This is a genomic window from Mycobacterium sp. NGS67, assembly GCF_059812185.1.
Window position 1 is genome coordinate 111,884 of record NZ_JCALCF010000005.1, and the last position, 16,789, is coordinate 128,672.

The following is a 16,789-nucleotide window of genomic DNA, read 5'->3' on the forward strand; positions in this document are numbered from 1 at the left end:
GACTTCGGCGGCCGAGCGGCCGAGTCGATCGACCACCTCCGTATTGATCGTCGCGCTCATGCGGGCGCGAGTTCGGTAGTTGGGCATAGCGCCACGGCGTTGCCGGTGGCGGCGAGCAGCGTTTCAGCCGAGCCGAGCAGGTCGAGCAGTTCGGGGCGGGTCAGGGAGTAGAACATGTGGCGGCCTTCGGGGCGGCCGGTGACCGGTCCGCAGTCCCGCAGGCACGCCACGTGTGCCGAGACGGTGGACTGCGCCAAGCTCAGCTCGCCGATCAGGTCGACGACTCGGACTTCCCCGTCGGCCAGCCGGCGCACGATCGCCAGCCGGGCGGAGTCGGAGAGGCTGTGGAATAGCGCCACCGCGGCATCGAGGTTCAAGGAGGTCCCAGCGCTGCTGCCGGCAAGGCAGGCGTCCGACCTACTAATCGCCATCGGGGGATGATAGCCGGCCAGCAGCGATATTTCGAGCCAGGATCAGATCCTGGCGTCCGCGCCTGTAACGGCGGACGCGACGGGGGTCGGTGTGAGGGCGCAGCCGCCGCCGTGGGTGAACGGGTAGACCATCTGGCGCAGGTAGCTGCTCGGGTAGTTGGGTTTGGCGGCCATGCCCAGTTGAGTGGAGTCGAAGCGGCGGATTGAGTCGTAGGAGTAGGTGCGCATGAGGTGATCCCACAGCAGGGTGAACAGTCCGAAGTTGACGTCGCCTACGCCCGCCCATTTCAGGTGGTGGAAGCGGTGGCCTTCATTGAGGGCGAGGATGTACTTGACGGGTCCGATGCGGTAGTCGGCGTTGGAGTGCTGCAGCAGCAGCTGGATCGCGACGCCCAGGGCCAGGGCGGAGGCGACGCTGACCGGTAGGCCGACCACAATGAGTGGGGCGACGCCGGCGGCCATTTCGACGGTTTGGTGCAGGGGGTGTTTCATCAGTCCGTTGAGGCCGTAGAAGCGTGTGATGCTGTGGTGCACGGCGTGGAAGCGCCACAGCACGCCGATCTTGTGGCTGGCCAGGTGCACGACGGTGATGCCGAGGTCGGCGATCAGAATAGCGGCAAGGACCTGCAGGACGAATGGCCAGCTGTGTGGCCACAGCTGCGGTGCCGGAACGAGCGCGGCCAGCAGCGGGATGGCCGCCACGCTGGCCAGGATCAGGGTTTCATTGACCGCGGCGTGGATCCGGTCGCGGATGCTGTCGGCGCAGTCACGGTTCCAGTCGCGGTCGTACGGGATGATCCGCTCGACCAGAAACGAGGTCGTGATCGCGACCGTCAGAACGACCAGCAACCAGACTTTCGGTGCCCCGGCTGCGGTCAGGGCGATGCCAGCGCCGTTGAGGCCGATCAGCATAAACGGCACGTAACCGTAGCGGGCCACCGCCTGAACGGGGGTGGGGGTCGATGTCGAGGAAGCACTCGTGCTCATGAATCGATGGTCGGCGCCCTGCCCGTGGTGAGGCTTGAACGATTCGGCTAACCGCTGGTAGGGAGCTCCCAGGACACGTGCCGGCTCAGCACCGAGGGCGCCAAGCCGAACATATCGCGGGTGGTGCGGGTGAGATGGGCGCTGTCAGCGAACCCCGCACCGTGGGCTGCGCCGGTCAGGTCATCGCCGGCCTGCACCCGGTCGATTGCGATCTGCAGCCGTGACCACAACACGTAGCGGCGTAGCGGGATGCCGACCTGTTCGGTGAACAGATGTGTCAGCCGGCTCGCCGAAAGGCCGACCTCGGCAGCGATTTCCGTGCCGCTGACCGGGCCTGTCGCCACGAGGTCGGGTAGCAGTTGCAACGCATGATCGACCGCCGGGTGGCGCGGCGCCACGTCGCCTCCGGCCCTGGCAGGCGCCAGGTGCGCGACAAGCTCGTCAACCACAGCGACAAGCGGTCGTTGTGGTGCGAGGGCGAGGGCCGGGGCGACGGTCCACCCGAAACGGGCCGCACGCAGGTGGGCGGATCGTCCTGGCGCGGATTCTAGGTCGAGGAACACCACCGTGCCCTCGTCGGCGCCAGCCTCGATCCAGTGTGGGGCATCGCCGGGCACGACAACCTTGGTGCCGGTGTGCCGTGCGCCGTCCTGGTCAACGACCGTGAAAGCCGTTGTGGCGGTCATGATCTGCACGGCGTGGTGGGCGTGAGCATCGGTAGTGCCGATCGATCCGGTGAAGGCCAACACCCCCGGGCGCAGCAGCGCCGCCCCGCCCCACCGCGGTTCAGCGGCACCATCGCCGGCGCGCCCATTCATCGCCACCGAACGATTCTAGCGTTTGGTAATGATCGATTAAGGGCGATGCCACCGCTGTCACCCGATGCTTGTCGACACCGGGGTGATCGGTTCCGGGCAGAGGGGAAGAGCCTTCGGTGTTGATGAATCGGGCGGAGACGCCCCTGATCAACTCGCCACGTTGACGGTGGCTGCAACGCCTCTACGAGGTGCCGGCGGCCCCCGGGGCAGCACAGCCCTCGAAATCGGCTGCTGATCCGGTTACGGCTTGCAGCGCTTTGGCGCCGCGCGGATCGACGCCCTCGATCTGGACCCGGCGATGATCCAACGGGGCCGCCAGCGGCTCGCCTCCCAAGGCGACCGGGTAAACCTGGCCCACGGCAGTTTCGGGCTGCCCTGAAAGCCGGCGACAGCAACCACGATGCGGTGCTCGACTTCGGCAACATCCCATCACATCCCGACCGGCGGCCGCGGTGGCCGAAGCCGCCGGGGTGCTCGCCCCCGGAAGACGGTTCTACTTTCAGAAAGTCACCGCCCACGCCGTCGATCGCCCCACCTACCGGCTCCACAGGGTGCGCCAGTCGTCTTCTTCCTGCCGTTTGTTCTCGTGCAGTTCGACCGAGGGTGCGGTGAGGTGGATTGCGGGGTGGGGCAGGGAGAAGAAGTCGCCTTTGCCCAGGGCGGATGTGTGCGCCCCGGTGTCGATGTAGCAGTAGCCCTCGCCGGACAGTGAGTTCGCGTGATTGGTCTTGCCCAGGTAGCGCAAGACGTTCTCGGCGGCGGCCTTGGCACCGTTTTTTGCGAAGATCGCGGCCTTAGGCAGGGGTCGCCCCGAGGGGGAGATGACGGCGCTCCCATCGCCGATGGCGAAGACGCCGGGATGCGCGGTTTGCATCGTGGTCGCGTCGACGCTGATCCAGCCGGGTCCGTCGAGGGTGACTGCGGGTTCGTGCGGCGGGATGAAAACCAGCAGATCGAAGTCGACGGTGGTGCCGTCCTGGAATTCGATGCGCCGCTTGTCGCCGTCGACGCGGGCCACGCTGTGTTCGCCGTGAAAGTCGATGCCGTTGGCGGCGAGCATCGTGATGAGTTCCTGGCCGGCGTAGGGTCCGGCTGAGGGCATGGGTTGCTGCTCGGGGCTGTACACACTGATGTGTGTGGCGTCGCGGGATCCGTTGTCGCGTAGCAGGTCAGCGGCGAGCAGAGCCCCCTCGTACGGGGCGACGGGGCAGCGGTAGGGGGCCGAAGTGACCAGGAACACGACCTTGCCGCCGGTGAAGTTCTGCAGGGCGCGGTGCGCGTCGGCGGCGGCGTGGGGGCTGTAGTAGTGCACCGCTGTCCCGGCGTCGAGGGCTTCTTGCAGTCCCGGGATCTTGTCGACCGCATTGCGTGCGCCCGTGGCGATCACCAATGCGTCGAAGGCGATGACAGTCGAATCCTCGAGGGTGACCGTGCGTGCGGTCGGATCGATGTGACGGACCGAACCGGTGACGGTGCGGACCCCTCGCAGTGCGTCGGCGTCGGGACGGATGGCGACGCTGTCCTCCGCGCGCCAGCCGCGCATCACCCATGGCAAGGTGAATCCGAGGAAATGAGAGAAGTCGTCGTCGATGATCGTGATGGCGAAATCGGTCCCGGAAGCCGACTCGGCGAGTTCTTTGATGACACTGAGGCCACCGATCCCGGCGCCGAGTATGACCAGATGCTGATGCGTCTTCATTGCGTTGTCTACCTTCTTTCTTTCTGAACAGCCCTCGGCGGTTCGCCGGGGTTTCGGTGTGGCGGTGGCCGCGGCGCCACTTGGTCCGCGGGCACGCTGCGTTTGACCGCGTCGGTGTGTGCTTCGCATCCCGACCACGTGGTTTGTCGCAGAGGCGGCATCGCACGCAATGACCCATCGGCGTGTGCCTTTTCCTGAAGGGGTAGTTACGCGGCGGCGCGCGGCCGTTGCAGCTGGGCGAATGGGGCGGTGGCGGCCAGGGTGGCGATAGCGTCGAACAGGGCGGTGGTCTGTTCGGCCGGCGGCACGGCGGTCAGCACCGGACCGAAAAACGCGTGATCGTTGATGGACAGGATGGGGCTGCCGCCGGGTTCGCCGAGCGCGTCTTGACCAGCCCGGTGAGAGTGCTGCAGCAGTGCATCAAGCGATGCATCAGAGAGCACGCGGGCGGTGGTTTCGCGGGCGCCCGCCGCGCTCAGGACGTCCTGGATCAGGCCGTCGTGGATAGTGCCGGGCGGCTGGGTGAAGTAGTGCTGGCCGAAGGTGAAGTACGCGGCCTGCAAGCCCGCTGTCCCCTTTTCGCGTTGGATGGCGGCCATTAGCCGCCCGACGCGGGCAGAGTCGGCCATCCGCGTCTGCTGAGGCGGTGCCAGCTCGCGTCCCTCGTTGAGGATCGCCAGACTTGCGAGCTGCCAGTCGATGTCGAATCCGAGTTCGAGGGCAGCGCGGTGGAGCCAGCGGGCGGTGTTCCACGAGTAGGGGCACACCGGGTCGAACCACATTGTCACTGCGGGTATGCCTGAATGTTTTGGCTTGTCAATGGTGTTCGTCATGGTCTGATTCCCTTCTCACCTGCCGAGGCCGCTAGGCCAGGCTGAGGAACAACTTCTCCAACTCGTCGATGGTCAATGCCGGAGCCCCGTCGGCGCCGGACTGATCGAGGCAGCCCCGTAAACCGGTGGCGATGATTTTGAAGCCGGCGCGATCGAGTGCCTTGGATACGGCCGCGAGCTGGGTGACGACGTCTTTGCAGTTGCGGCCCTGCTCGATCATCGCGATGACGCCGCCCAGCTGGCCGTGGGCTCGGCGTAACCGGTTGAGCGTGGCCTCGATGTCGGCGCTGGCGTGAGCCGGGGTCTGCGGCGCCTGCCCACTCGTGTTGTTGGTCATGATTCCATCATACCATACCCGGTATGGTATCAATGCCGTATGACCGGTCAGCGGTGTCAGCAGGTGCTCGATCACCCCGCGCCGGGAGCCGTGCCGCCGCAAGGAGGTGTTGAACTCTTCAGTTGCCATACCCCCCTGGGTATGAAGGGAGGTTTGCTGTGGGATGCGGATGTCAGGCCTCAACTTGTGCGGGTATGGCTCTCCCGGGTTCGGGCGCGGGTTACCGGGGCACCGAAGCGCGCAACTGCTGAGCGACGTCGGCGAAGCGGCCTGCCTCTCGGGAAGCCGTCCAGCACGCACGCAACAAGCCCTGCGAGGCGGTGACGTCGGGCATGGACCACGACGCACCGACAAGGGCGGGCCACGAGCGAAGGGGATACTCCAATTCTGAGCATTTTTAAGCGTGTTTGGGTGCCGCTCGTGGTTGTGGCGGCCGTTGCTGTGGGTGGGATGGGCGTCGAGCGGCTCCGCGGTGTTTTTGGCTCCGACAAAATCTTTTCCGCGACCGGAAGCGATGCCGAACCGCTCGTGCCCTTCAATCCCAAGCAGGTGACGTACGAGGTTTTCGGGCCCGGCGACACTCAAGGAAGCGTGAGCTATCTGAACAGCAATGCCCAGCCGAAGGATGCGAGCTTCACCAGCCTGCCCTGGACTTACACAATCACGACGACGATACCGGCGGTTATCGCCAACGTGGTGGCACAGGGCAACAGCGACAGTATCGGTTGTCGCATCACCGTCAACGGTGACGTGAAGGACCAACGATCCGCGGCCGGGCATCATGCCCAGACCTTCTGCCTGGTGAAGGCCGCATGAACGCCGACAACGACCGTGGCTCAAGGTACATGCGGGCAGTCCGCAGGTTTGCGGTGCCGATCATCCTGGCCTGGTTTCTTTTGACCGTCGCCGTGAACGTTGTTGTGCCGCCGATCGAATCGGTCGCGCGAAACCATGCGGTCACGATGTCGCCGCAAGATGCGCCGTCAATGATCGCCGCGAAACGTATCGGCCAGGAGTTCCGCGAGTCCGATTCCGACAGCATTGTGATGGTTGTTCTGGAAAGCGACAACGAACTCGGCGAGGCGGCGCACCGCCATTACGACGGCCTGGTCAGGAAGCTGCAGGCCGACCCCAAACACATTCAGCATGTCCAAAACGTGTGGGGAGATCCGCTCACGGCCGCTGGTGTCCAAAGCCGGGACGGCAAAGCCGCGTACGTCCAACTCAATCTGGCAGGCAACCAGGGCAGCACCTTGGGAAACGAGTCCGTCAACGCGGTCCGAGACATCGTCGACGAGTCAGCGCCGCCCAACGGGCTCAAGGTCTACGTCACCGGCCCCGCAGCGCTCACAACGGACATGAACGATGCAGCCGACAAAAGCATGCTCACCATGATGGGGGTGACGGGCCTGGTCATCATGATCATGCTCTTCATCACCTATCGTTCCATCAGCACGGTGCTGCTCGTGCTGGTCATGGTTGGTTTCGAAATGGGCACGGCCAGAGGAGTCGTCGCGATCCTAGGCAACTATGACCTGCTGGGATTTTCCACGTTCGTCGTCGCCATGCTGTCGTCGCTGGCCATCGCGGCGGGCACCGACTACGCGATATTTCTCATCGGCCGGTACCAGGAGGCTCGTCAGGCCGGTGAAGACCGGGAAACGGCCTATTACACGATGTTCCGCGGCACCTTGCACATCATCTTGGGCTCTGGCCTGACGATCGCTGGAGCAACGTTCTGCCTGCACTTGGCGCGCCTGGCGTACTTCAAAGCGCTGGGCATTCCTTCCGCGCTGGGGCTGCTCATCGTGGTCGCGGGGGCACTGACCGTGGCCCCGGCCGTTGTCGCTGTGGCCAGCCGGTTCGGCCTGCTCGACGCGAAACGTATCGTCAAAGTTCACGGCTGGCGGCGCATCGGCACCGCCACCGTGCGCTGGCCCGGTCCGGTGCTCGCGGTTTCGTTGGCCACCGCCGTCGTCGGCATCCTCCTCATGCCGAGCATGAAGATCAGCTACAACGACCGCTTCTACATACCTCGCACCCTGCCATCAAACGTCGGATATGCGGCCGCGGAGCGCCACTTCAGCGCCGCCACAATGAATCCCGACATCCTCATGATCGACGGTGATCACGACATGCGGAACCCGGGCGACATGATCATTTTGGACAGGATCGCCAAAGAGGTCTTCCGCACACCCGGTATCGCGATGGTACAAAGCATCACCCGGCCGTTGGGAGGCCCAATCGAACACACGTCGATACCTTTCCAAATCAGTGCGCAGTCGATTCCGATACAACAGAACCTGCAGTTCATGAAAGACCGTGCAGCCGACATGCTCACGATGAGCGAGGACCTCGGTGCCATGATCGGGTCCATGGAGCGGATGTATGACCTGCTGGGCCAGATGGCTGCCAGCACACATCACATGGTCGGTGACCTGCAGGAGGCGAAGGCCACCGCCGACGAATTAAGAGACCATCTGGCGGATTTCGATGATGTCGCGCGGCCCGTTCGCAACTACTTTTACTGGGAACAGCACTGCTTCAACATCCCCGTCTGCTGGGCGGTGAGATCGATGTTCGACGCGCTCGACACCTCCGACAAATTCAGCGACAACATAAATGCGCTTGTAGAAGACGTGAACAATATTGATGCGGTGCTGCCGCAAATGCGCGCACAGTTCCCCCCGATCATCGCTGTCTCAAAGTCGATGCGCGGGACCCTGTTGACCATGCACAGTAGCTTTCTGGGGCTCATCACCCAAATGGCTCGCATGACCGACACCGCCAGCGCGATGGGCCAGGCCTTCGACGACTCGAAAGGTGGCGACTACTTCTACCTGCCGCCGGAAGCGTTCGACAATCCCGACTTCCAGCGCGGCATGAAACTTTTCCTGTCGCCCGACGGCAAGGCCGCGCGCTTCATCATCACCCACGACACGGACCCGGCCACTCCGGCAGGTATCGCTGCGGTCAAGCCGGAACTGGGCGCCGCGCATCAAGCGGTGAAGGGAACAGCCCTGACCGACGCCAGGTTCTACCTCGCCGGGACGGCGGCGGTGTACAACGATATCCAAACCGGCATGCGATATGACCTGCTGATCGTGGGATTAGCGGCGCTGACGCTGATCTTTGTTGTCATGCTGATCATCACCCGGGCTTTGGTTGCTTCGGTGGCGATCGTCGGTACCGTCCTGCTGTCCCTGGGCGCCGCCTTCGGGCTGTCCGTGCTGGTCTGGCAATACATCTTCGGCCTGGAGTTGAACTGGATCGCACCGGTGTTCGGACTGATCATCCTGCTGGCCGTCGGGTCGGATTACAACCTGCTGCTGATCTCGCGATTCCAGGAAGAAATCCGCGCGGGACTAAAGACTGGCATCATCCGCTCCATGGGCAGCACCGGCGGGGTGGTTACCGCTGCGGGCCTGGTATTCGCCTTCACTATGATGTCCATGGTCGCCAGTGACCTGCGCTCCATCGGCCAAGCCGGCAGCACCATCGGCCTAGGGCTGCTGTTCGACACCCTGATTGTCCGCTCGCTGATGACGCCGTCTACCGCGGCGCTCCTCGGGCGCTGGTTCTGGTGGCCGCTGCAAGTGCGCCCGCGCCCGGCCAGCCTGGTGCTTCGGGGTTTTGGGCCGCTTTAGCTGGTTAGCCACCCGGGGATCTTTGGCTTCCCAAGGCCCGGGGAATCTGGACCGTGCGAAAGCCTCTACCGGACGAAGGATGGGTCGACCACCGTGGTGCACCGCGTCCAGGATTGGACCACCGTTTCAGTCGGGTCTCTGATGACCGCGGGTTGGCTCGGCGTGACCTCGGTCAGCAAATCGTGCTCGCGGCAGTAATCGTCGTTGTAGATGGTGTCGAAGTAGCGCAGCGGACCATCGGGGAATACCGCAGCAATCGTGGTGCCGCGACGGTGGGTGCGGGCCGCCCAACCGGCGACCAGCGCCACCGCGCCCACACTCCATCCCCCGCTGGTGTAGTAGTTGCGTGCCAGTGTGCGGCACGCCCACACCGCTTCGGCTGGCGCTACCCAGTGCGCCTCGGCGAACGCCGGATAGTCGACGTTGCGGGGATAGCTGCTTGATCCCAGGCCGCGCATTAACCGCTTGGCGGCAGCTGGTTGTCCAAAGATTGTCGAGCCAATGGTATCCACACCGATCAGCTTGAGGTCGGGGTTGGCTTGGCGCAGCACGCGCGCCGGCCGAGTGACCACAGGTACCCACCGAGCAGACCAGGACATCGATGCTTCCGAGTTGGTCGAGCAGTTCCAGCGCCATCGACTGGTAGCTGTCGACGTTGTCGGGGTTGTTGTATTGGTCGGGATTCCACGCGTGCGGATCTGCGGCCAGTAGTTCGGCCACCCGGTCGTTGCGGGCCTGCTGCCATCCCCCGCGGGGATGCGGCTCGGTGACGATGTCGATGCGCACCCCGTACGCGGCCAGCATCTGTTGCACGATCGGTTCCATGCCGGGGTCGGTAACCAACGTCACCGGATGGTCGTGTACCTGCCCCGCTAGCGCGAGACCCAGGCCCAAAGTGCCGCTGGTGGATTCGACAATCTGGGCGCCTGGGCGCAAGTCGCCGCGGGCTCGCGCGCGTTCCACCATGTGCAAGGCCGGGCGGTCTTTCAATCCACCGGGATTAGCGCCTTCAAACTTGGCCCAAAACCCGCGGCCATCGTCACCAAAAGGGTCTGAAATCCACAACACCGGTGTATTACCTACCAGGCTGGCGGTCTTGCGGTGCCTACCGGCGGTGACGCCGCGCCCAGCAGAGTTGAGTTCCCGCACGTTGCGCAGGCCCGAGGTCAAGCCCCAGTTGCGGTGCAATTTCGCAGCATCACTCGACGGCTCGAAGCGTTCACAAGCTGCTACGGACAAGAGGTTGGTCATTGATCATCGCTTTCCCAGGTGCGCCGCAGATTGGCGGCATTGGACGTCGGTCAGCGGTCACCGGTCGTCGTGCAGAGCACTACGACCTGACGCTGATCGATCAGCGACGAGTCAGGCAAAAGCGCGTCAAGAGGTCTTGCCCGGCGAGGCGGCGCGCGGGACTTTGGGCGGCCCTCGCACGAATGGCGCTATCAGACAGGCCTGCGCAGCGGTGATCACGAACACCGCCACTGCCACGCCGAGTTCCACCAATGTGGTTGCTGCCCGCGGCAACACGACAGATGCCAACGCGTCGTGAAATTCGGTCAACGACCCATGGAAAAAATGAGTGTGGTCGGCGTCGGCGGTGAATGCCCCGCCCACTGCGGGCAGCAGCGCATGTGAGTGGTGGTGGGACCGGTGAGTCTCGGAATGCAGCATTGCGGCGTGGTCGATCAGGGCCAGTAAGAACACCGCGCTAGCCGCGGCAACCACCAGTCGCCACCGCGACCGCCAGGGTGCGCTGCTCGCCCGCAGAATGTCTGAAGCGTAGCGGCGCAGAGCAATGCCCGAGGGTTGCGCGGGATGGCGTGGACCGCGTACCCGTTGATCGGCCGTCAAATGTCCACATATCACAGGCGGTGAGGCTCGGCGGGGTAGTCGGAGACGGAACCGTCCGTTTCCCGAGTAACCTCATACCCCTATAGGGTACGGGTTGGGTTCTGTCGTGGCAACCGGACACGGCCTCGGTTCGCTTTCGCGTTGATCTGCGGGTTCTCGCCTTCTCTGTCTTCGCATTCATGCACGAGCCTGACACTTATCAGCTATCCGAGGCTCGACCAGCGAGGCACCATCGGGGGGCGTTCCAAGAACCGAGCATCGGGCACGATACCGGCGGCGCCGCGTTCGGCTGCACCCGCCAATGGCAGCCCGCCCAACATGCCCGGCCCGGCTGCGTCGGCGGCCGGGGCGGCGCCCAAACTGGTGCCTGCGAGTCCCGCGGCCGCTCTGGCCGGCACGGCGGTGGTCCAGCTTGGCGGCACCGATAACGTCCCCACCAATCCCGCCTGCCCCATGCCCGCCGAGACTGCCGCACTGGGACCGCTAACCCCCGCCAATCCCGCAACCTGGGACCCCAGCGCCCCCGAACCCAGCCCGTCAGCAACAGCCGGTGTTAATCCAGCGGTAGCCGAGCCGAGCAAGCCCTTGAGCTTCTCCCCCGTCGACAACCCCGCACTGGCGATCCACGCGGTGGAACTTATCGTTGACAGCCCCGGGTTCATCGCACTGAGCGCCGAGGACACCGAACTAAACGAGAGGGGCGAGGCGAGTCCCTGCAGTGCCGTAGGTAGCGAGGACGTCAGCTGCGTGAGTGCCGCTTGCGTATCCGTTACCGCCGCACCACCGGTGACCTGGGCGACAACTGCACCCTGCGCCGCCAGCCCGCTCGGATTGGTGATATGCTGCGGCGCGGTGAACGGCGTTAACGTCGACGCGGCCGCCGACGAGCCGGCATAGCCGTACATCGCCATCGCATCTTGAGCCCACATCTCGGCGTACTGGGCCTCGGTGGCCGCGATAGCTGGGGTGTTCTGCCCGAAAATGTTTGTTGCCACCAGCGACATCAGCAGGCTGCGGTTGGCCGCGATCACCGGTGGCGGCACGGTTGCCGCGAACGCCGCCGCATAAGCCGCCGCCGCAGCCCGGGCCTGGCCGGCCGCCTGCTCGGCCCCGGTGGCGGTCATGTACATCCACGCCACATACGGCGCTGCTGCAGACGCCATCCAGGTCGCCGCCGGACCCTGCCAGGACAGGGCAGTCAATCGGGAGATCGCCGCTGCGTAAGACGTTGCCGCCGAACTCAATTCGACTGCCAGCTCATCCCAGCCGGCCGCGGCAGCCAGCATCGGTCCCGACCCGGGACCCGAATACATTCTGGCGGAGTTGACTTCCGGCGGGAGCGCACCGAAATCCATTCGCGTATCCCTTCGATTGTGGTCGCTTTAGCCGGTCGCGGCGGCGTTAGCAGCCTCGGTAGCGGCATAGGAACCCGCGCTGGTCGCCAAGGCGGCGACAAATTGGTCATGAACGGCTGTGGCCTGAGCAGCAACAAATTGGTACAGCTGCGCGTAGGCGGCGAATTGGGTCGCCGTTAGCGCCGAAATCTCGTCAGCGGCCGCTGGGCACACCCCGACCGTCGGGGCTGTGACAGCCGCATTTGTGGCTCCCACCGCTACACCGATGATCTGCAGATCACCTGCCACCGACGCCAGCGCTTCTGGATCTGTTGTCACAAAAGACATGTGTTTGTCTCCCTTTTCAACCGCCGACGCGTTCGTAACTCGATAGCGCGCGTGGCCTGACTTTGTATGTCGTTGAACTGCTGGTGGTTTCAGCCAGTCGATGAGCCGGCGACTTCTCCCAGATGACCGCGCACGAGCGGTAGCGACTGGCGCATGGCAGCGCCCTGAGAGGCACAGCCGGATCGGCCTCGACGGACGCTGGAATGCCTCGCCGCCTGACTGAGGCGCCAGCAGCTACGCAGGTCGGAGAGATTAATATGGCGAGAAAGGTCACCGGACGTTGAATGCTCATGAGATCGTCGCTTGGGTCAGGCCGCGACACGTACTACGGCAATTGACGTGGATCAAGTCACGGGCCGTGGTGGCAGAGCCCCACAACCTGACGCTGACCAGTCAGCGGCGAGCTAGGCAGTACCGAGTCAGAAGGTCTCTACCGGCAAGAATGGCAACCGGCGCAACGGGAGGGCTCCGCCCAGCCGGTACCACTAGCTGAGCCAGCCATCCCCCAAACGCGAGTGCCACCAAACCAATGCCAAGTGCGAGTAACGTCGTGACTGCCGACTTCGGTATCGCATCAACGGCGAATAGCTTGGACGCCTTGCACACCGGCAGCACTTGGGCTAAATACGGCTGATCCGCGCCCGCACCGAGCGCCGCAGGAAGCCTTGTCGACGACAGCGGCTGCCCTGCATACGAGGGCAAAGAAGGAGTCCGCACAGCTACGCAATGGCCAAGAATCGCCAGTCCCGCGACCGCGGTCGCCAAGCCGACAGCCAACCGCAACCTCAGCGGTCGACGTGCCGCTACAACATCTCGATCATCCGACCACAATCGGATGTTTCTCATACCCGCATAGGGTACACCACGGGCCCCACCGCGGCTCTGCCACCATGCGCCGCGCCTCTGACGGTGACAGATACCGGTGTGGGTCTGGTTTGGGCACCGGCATCAAGGACTTCGGCCACTTGGTAGCTGACCTGGGCTTGGTCGCCAAGCAAGCGGCGATCTACTGCCCGGAAAAACGCACAGCGGAGGCCGGCAGTGCCGAGGAGCCCGCGGCGTGGGCGTCAAAACTGGGAGCTGCAACGGGGTTTCGCCGGGACTCAGCGAGGCGCTAGTGCCGCAGCGGGACTGACGACGCTGACCGAAGACGGGTTCGGCGCCGGGCCGCGCATTCCGTTGAAGCCGGCACCTGGAATGGGGATTTCCGCGCAGGATAGGGGCGCGGACGCCTGACGAGGATCACCCTGTTTTGCGGGCATCTTCAGGGATGCACCGAGAGCGTTTCGCGGCCCTGGCGGCGATGCTTGCCGCGCTCTTGCCGAAACATTCGACGACGAGTACCCTCAGGGGGTATGGGGTACACGATGGCGACGCCGGACGCGCGATACGCGCTGCCTGGTCGCATCACCCAAACGCAGCGGAGGATGGGGGTGCAGCGCCAACTCATGTCGGCGTCAGTCCGCAGTGGGCGCTGCTACCCTACAGATGTTGTGAGAGCAAAAGACCTGTGCCGACGGCCGCAGTGGCTATTTATTGCAGCGGTGGCTGCTGTTGTCGCGGCGGTCGCGATGTGGGTGCTGGTCCAGGGGCACGCTGTGGTGCGGTCTGAGTCACCGGCATCTCATCCCGCGCACGTGTCGGTGAGTTCGCACAGTGGTAAACCCACGATCGACAGCGATCACGCACATCTGGGTCATCCGTCATCGGGTGGTCACCATGAGGCGTTGCTGGCCGCGGTGGTACCCAATTCGCCAGCCCCCACGGTGGCGGCCCTTTGTGTGATGGTGGCGGTAGCCGCTGTCGGTGTGTTTTGGCGGCACGCGACGTTGGCCGGGCGCAGTCCGCCGCGTGGGCTTGCCGCTGTGGTGACCGGTCAAGATCTGTTGACGCGGTTGTGCTTGTCTCGTCGCTGATTGGTTAGCGCCAGGCCGCTTGTGCGTTGTCACGACGGCCGGTGGCCGCTGCCCGTGTCAACGGCCGCGCCCTGCGGCCTCGCGCTAGAAAGCGACGATCACAATGAATAACAACAACTCTCGTTCTTTGACCTCTTCGTTGGAATCCCGTCTGTCGTGCAGTTCCCGGTCGTTGGCTGTGGTGAACCGCCCACCCAGCGCTGGACATTGCCATCCCGCTCTGGGTAATCACCGCCAGCCAGCCGGGCTGGTCGGCAACACCCCGGTGTTGCGGATCTCGGAGCCGTTGACTGCCGCCGACCGCGGATTTTGGGCCAAGCTAGAAGGTTTCAACCCCGGCGGCAGCATGAAAGACCGGCCCGCGCTGCACATGGTGGAGCGCGCCCGCGCCCGCGATGAACTGCGCCCGGGAGCCCGCATAGTGGAATCCACCAGCGGGTCACTGGGATTGGGGCTGGCGCTGGCCGGCATGGTGTATCGGCACCCGGTCACGGTGGTCACCGACCCGGGCATGGAACCCATCGTGCAAAACATGTTGCGCGCCTATGGCGCCGTGGTCGATCTGGTCACCGAGGCGCACCCGGTCGGCGGCTGGCAGCAAGCCCGCAAAGACCGCATCGCCCAGCTACTGGCCGCCGACCCTGATGCGTGGTGCCCCAACCAGTACAACAACCCCGAAAACATCGACGCCTACGGGCCGCTGGCGCTTGAGCTGCTCGACCAGCTCGGCCACATCGACGTGCTGGTGTGCTCTGTGGGTACGGGGGGGCATTCGGCCGGTGTGGCACGGGTGCTGCGCCAGGCCAACCCCGATCTGCGGGTGATCGGGGTGGACACCGTCGGATCGACCATCTTCGGCCAACCCGCGGCCAGTCGGCTGATGCGCGGTCTGGGCTCGAGCATCTACCCCCGCAATGTCGACTATCCGGCGTTCGACGAGGTGCACTGGGTGGCCCCCGCCGAGGCCGTGTGGGCCGCGCGCGCCCTGGCGGCCACCCACCACGCCAGCGGCGGCTGGAGTGTGGGTGCGGTCGGTTTGGTCGCCGGCTGGGCCGCACGCACCATGCCCGCAGACACCACCATCGCCGCGGTGTTTCCCGATGGCCCGCAACGCTATTTCGACACCATCTACAACGACGACTATTGCCGCCGACACGGCCTGCTCGATCACCTGCCCCCCGAGGAGCCGGCCGTCATCGCTGACCCCGCCGAGCAGGTGGTGTCATCCTGGACCCGCTGTGCCACGGTGGTGGACCCGACCCGAACGATGCAGTGATGGAACTGCTCACCCGATTCCGCAGCTTCGACCGGCCCAGCCGGATGCTGATGGTCAACCAGTTCGGCATCAACCTGGGTTTCTACATGTTGATGCCCTACCTGGCGGCCTACCTCGCCGGCCCACTCGGGCTGGCGGGGTGGGCGGTCGGGCTGGTCCTGGGTGTCCGCAACTTCTCCCAACAGGGGATGTTCATCGTGGGCGGCACCCTGGCCGACCGGATCGGCTACAAGCCGCTAATCGTGGCCGGCTGCTTGCTTCGCACCGGCGGCTTCGCGTTACTGATCGTTGCTCACTCGCTCCCGGTCGTAGTGATCGCCTCAGCGGCCACCGGTTTCGCCGGCGCGTTGTTCAATCCCGCGGTGCGCGCCTATTTGGCCGCCGATTCCGGTGACCGCCGCATCGAAGCGTTCGCGGTGTTCAACATCTTCTATCAGGCTGGGATTCTGCTGGGCCCGCTGGTCGGAGTGATGCTGGTGGCCATCGACTTCCGCATCACCGCGGCGGGCGCGGCCGCCATCTTCGCGGTACTGACAGTGGCACAGTTGTTGGCGCTGCCGCAGCACGCCGCCGATCCGGCGCTGGAGAAAACATCGATACTCGATGACTGGCGCGTCGTCATCGGCAACCGGTCCTTCCTGCTGTTCGCCATGGCGATGACCGGCTCCTACGTGTTGTCGTTCCAGGTCTATCTCGCCCTTCCTCTGCAGGCAGCCCTGTTGACAAAGCGCTACCAAACGGTTTTGGTGGCAGCGATTTTCGTCGTTTCAGGACTGGTGGCGGTCGCTGGACAGCTGCGCATCACCCGCTGGTTCGCCGCACGGTGGGGTCCCGGCCGCAGCCTGGCGATCGGCCTGATCATCCTGGGAGCCTCGTTCTTGCCGCTGGTAGTCATCCCCGACAGTTCCCGGTTCGGGATCATCGCGGCGGTCACCGCGCTGCTGGTGTCAGCAGCCATGCTCGCCGTCGGCTCTGCGGCGGTGTTCCCGTTCGAAATGGACACCGTGATGGCCCTGGCCGGAGGCCGACTCATGGGCACCCACTACGGGTTCTACAACACCATCGTCGGGGTAGGAATTCTGGGCGGCAACTTGGCCACCGGCTGGGCCATGGGAGCAGCGCGACAGTTGGGAGCCGGCGAACTCGTCTGGGCAGGACTATTTCTCGTCGGTGTCACCGCCGCGGTGGCCTTGCACTTCCTCGACCGCAATCATCACCTACAGCCCCCAGGCAGCCGAAGAAACGCGACCGGACAGAGCGACGCCCAACACTCCCCCGACACTTAGCCGGGACGATCTTGAGCACGACACTG

Annotated in this window: 16 protein-coding genes and 2 pseudogenes; 6 read left to right on the forward strand and 12 right to left on the reverse strand. The window is 64.7% G+C overall.

Translation table 11 applies throughout. From position 1 onward, the window contains the following. Window positions 1-36: 36 nt before the first annotated feature. The 7 genes and pseudogenes from AC5Y4D_RS06200 to AC5Y4D_RS06230 form a co-directional block, all read right to left on the reverse strand. Window positions 37-431 (reverse strand): annotated as a pseudogene (locus AC5Y4D_RS06200) (ArsR/SmtB family transcription factor); the annotation flags it as partial. 42 nt (window positions 432-473) lie between these two features. Then, window positions 474-1,418: a sterol desaturase family protein gene (locus tag AC5Y4D_RS06205; RefSeq protein WP_500036722.1), complete on the reverse strand. Its 945-nt coding sequence runs from the start codon at window positions 1,416-1,418 to the stop codon at window positions 474-476. A 47-nt stretch (window positions 1,419-1,465) separates the two neighbouring features. Next, window positions 1,466-2,236, reverse strand: a complete 771-nt coding sequence (locus tag AC5Y4D_RS06210; protein WP_500036806.1) for a helix-turn-helix domain-containing protein — start codon at window positions 2,234-2,236, stop codon at window positions 1,466-1,468. A gap of 181 nt (window positions 2,237-2,417) precedes the next feature. Then, window positions 2,418-2,594, reverse strand: a complete 177-nt coding sequence (locus AC5Y4D_RS06215; RefSeq protein ID WP_500036723.1) for a hypothetical protein — start codon at window positions 2,592-2,594, stop codon at window positions 2,418-2,420. 177 nt (window positions 2,595-2,771) lie between these two features. After that, window positions 2,772-3,935: an NAD(P)/FAD-dependent oxidoreductase gene (locus AC5Y4D_RS06220; RefSeq protein ID WP_500036724.1), complete on the reverse strand. Its 1,164-nt coding sequence runs from the start codon at window positions 3,933-3,935 to the stop codon at window positions 2,772-2,774. 206 nt (window positions 3,936-4,141) lie between these two features. Continuing rightward, window positions 4,142-4,768 carry a mycothiol-dependent nitroreductase Rv2466c family protein gene (locus tag AC5Y4D_RS06225; protein WP_500036725.1) on the reverse strand — a complete coding sequence of 209 codons (627 nt, stop codon included), beginning with the start codon at window positions 4,766-4,768 and terminating at the stop codon, window positions 4,142-4,144. 31 nt (window positions 4,769-4,799) lie between these two features. After that, on the reverse strand, window positions 4,800-5,105 hold the full coding sequence (locus tag AC5Y4D_RS06230) for a metal-sensitive transcriptional regulator (RefSeq protein ID WP_500036726.1): 306 nt from the start codon (window positions 5,103-5,105) through the stop codon (window positions 4,800-4,802). Between the two features lie 450 nt (window positions 5,106-5,555). On the opposite strand from AC5Y4D_RS06230, the gene AC5Y4D_RS06235 reads away from it, so the two are divergent. Together AC5Y4D_RS06235 and AC5Y4D_RS06240 are read left to right on the forward strand one after the other, a co-directional pair. After that, on the forward strand, window positions 5,556-5,921 hold the full coding sequence (locus AC5Y4D_RS06235; protein WP_500036807.1) for an MmpS family transport accessory protein: 366 nt from the start codon (window positions 5,556-5,558) through the stop codon (window positions 5,919-5,921). Continuing rightward, entirely contained in the window at window positions 5,918-8,752 is a 2,835-nt protein-coding gene (locus AC5Y4D_RS06240; RefSeq protein WP_500036727.1) for an MMPL/RND family transporter, read from the forward strand. Before AC5Y4D_RS06235 ends, AC5Y4D_RS06240 begins: the two co-directional genes overlap by 4 nt. Before the next feature lie 65 nt (window positions 8,753-8,817). Here the strand turns inward: AC5Y4D_RS06240 and AC5Y4D_RS06245 are convergent. The 5 genes and pseudogenes from AC5Y4D_RS06245 to lpqS (AC5Y4D_RS06265) form a co-directional block, all read right to left on the reverse strand. Continuing rightward, window positions 8,818-9,838, reverse strand: a pseudogene (locus AC5Y4D_RS06245) (PLP-dependent cysteine synthase family protein). A 291-nt stretch (window positions 9,839-10,129) separates the two neighbouring features. Then, on the reverse strand, window positions 10,130-10,477 hold the full coding sequence (lpqS, locus tag AC5Y4D_RS06250) for a putative copper homeostasis (lipo)protein LpqS (protein ID WP_500036728.1): 348 nt from the start codon (window positions 10,475-10,477) through the stop codon (window positions 10,130-10,132). 329 nt (window positions 10,478-10,806) lie between these two features. Beyond that, the gene (locus AC5Y4D_RS06255) at window positions 10,807-11,958 is read right to left on the reverse strand and encodes a PPE family protein (RefSeq protein ID WP_500036729.1); all 1,152 of its coding nucleotides are present in this window, start codon (window positions 11,956-11,958) and stop codon (window positions 10,807-10,809) included. Window positions 11,959-11,985: 27 nt separating this feature from the next. Beyond that, complete coding sequence (locus tag AC5Y4D_RS06260) at window positions 11,986-12,285, reverse strand: PE family protein (RefSeq protein WP_500036730.1); 300 nt, start codon at window positions 12,283-12,285, stop codon at window positions 11,986-11,988. A 393-nt stretch (window positions 12,286-12,678) separates the two neighbouring features. Then, window positions 12,679-13,131 carry a putative copper homeostasis (lipo)protein LpqS gene (gene lpqS / locus AC5Y4D_RS06265; protein ID WP_500036731.1) on the reverse strand — a complete coding sequence of 151 codons (453 nt, stop codon included), beginning with the start codon at window positions 13,129-13,131 and terminating at the stop codon, window positions 12,679-12,681. Between the two features lie 195 nt (window positions 13,132-13,326). Between lpqS (AC5Y4D_RS06265) and AC5Y4D_RS06270 the strand changes: the two genes are divergently transcribed. The 4 genes from AC5Y4D_RS06270 to AC5Y4D_RS06285 all read left to right on the forward strand — a co-directional run bounded on the left by AC5Y4D_RS06270 (window position 13,327) and on the right by AC5Y4D_RS06285 (window position 16,763). Next, window positions 13,327-13,521 carry a PPW family C-terminal domain-containing PPE protein gene (locus AC5Y4D_RS06270; protein WP_500036732.1) on the forward strand — a complete coding sequence of 65 codons (195 nt, stop codon included), beginning with the start codon at window positions 13,327-13,329 and terminating at the stop codon, window positions 13,519-13,521. 308 nt (window positions 13,522-13,829) lie between these two features. After that, window positions 13,830-14,201 (forward strand): putative copper homeostasis (lipo)protein LpqS, encoded by a 372-nt coding sequence (gene lpqS / locus AC5Y4D_RS06275; protein WP_500036733.1) that lies wholly within the window; start codon window positions 13,830-13,832, stop codon window positions 14,199-14,201. A 181-nt stretch (window positions 14,202-14,382) separates the two neighbouring features. Beyond that, a complete protein-coding gene (locus AC5Y4D_RS06280; RefSeq protein WP_500036808.1) occupies window positions 14,383-15,477 on the forward strand; it encodes a PLP-dependent cysteine synthase family protein in 1,095 nt (364 codons plus the stop codon). Continuing rightward, on the forward strand, window positions 15,477-16,763 hold the full coding sequence (locus tag AC5Y4D_RS06285; RefSeq protein WP_500036734.1) for an MFS transporter: 1,287 nt from the start codon (window positions 15,477-15,479) through the stop codon (window positions 16,761-16,763). Before AC5Y4D_RS06280 ends, AC5Y4D_RS06285 begins: the two co-directional genes overlap by 1 nt. Window positions 16,764-16,789 lie beyond the last annotated feature (26 nt).

What these genes read in the sequence shown, in the direction of transcription:
- AC5Y4D_RS06205 (WP_500036722.1), bottom strand. Translation starts at nt 1,418, where the DNA reads ATGAGCACGAGTGCTTCCTCGACATCGACCCCCACCCCCGTTCAGGCG.
- AC5Y4D_RS06210 (WP_500036806.1), bottom strand. Translation starts at nt 2,236, where the DNA reads ATGAATGGGCGCGCCGGCGATGGTGCCGCTGAACCGCGGTGGGGCGGG.
- AC5Y4D_RS06220 (WP_500036724.1), bottom strand. Translation starts at nt 3,935, where the DNA reads ATGAAGACGCATCAGCATCTGGTCATACTCGGCGCCGGGATCGGTGGC.
- AC5Y4D_RS06225 (WP_500036725.1), bottom strand. Translation starts at nt 4,768, where the DNA reads ATGACGAACACCATTGACAAGCCAAAACATTCAGGCATACCCGCAGTG.
- AC5Y4D_RS06230 (WP_500036726.1), bottom strand. Translation starts at nt 5,105, where the DNA reads ATGACCAACAACACGAGTGGGCAGGCGCCGCAGACCCCGGCTCACGCC.
- AC5Y4D_RS06235 (WP_500036807.1), top strand. Translation starts at nt 5,556, where the DNA reads ATGGGCGTCGAGCGGCTCCGCGGTGTTTTTGGCTCCGACAAAATCTTT.
- AC5Y4D_RS06240 (WP_500036727.1), top strand. Translation starts at nt 5,918, where the DNA reads ATGAACGCCGACAACGACCGTGGCTCAAGGTACATGCGGGCAGTCCGC.
- AC5Y4D_RS06255 (WP_500036729.1), bottom strand. Translation starts at nt 11,958, where the DNA reads ATGGATTTCGGTGCGCTCCCGCCGGAAGTCAACTCCGCCAGAATGTAT.
- AC5Y4D_RS06260 (WP_500036730.1), bottom strand. Translation starts at nt 12,285, where the DNA reads ATGTCTTTTGTGACAACAGATCCAGAAGCGCTGGCGTCGGTGGCAGGT.
- lpqS (WP_500036731.1), bottom strand. Translation starts at nt 13,131, where the DNA reads ATGAGAAACATCCGATTGTGGTCGGATGATCGAGATGTTGTAGCGGCA.
- AC5Y4D_RS06285 (WP_500036734.1), top strand. Translation starts at nt 15,477, where the DNA reads ATGGAACTGCTCACCCGATTCCGCAGCTTCGACCGGCCCAGCCGGATG.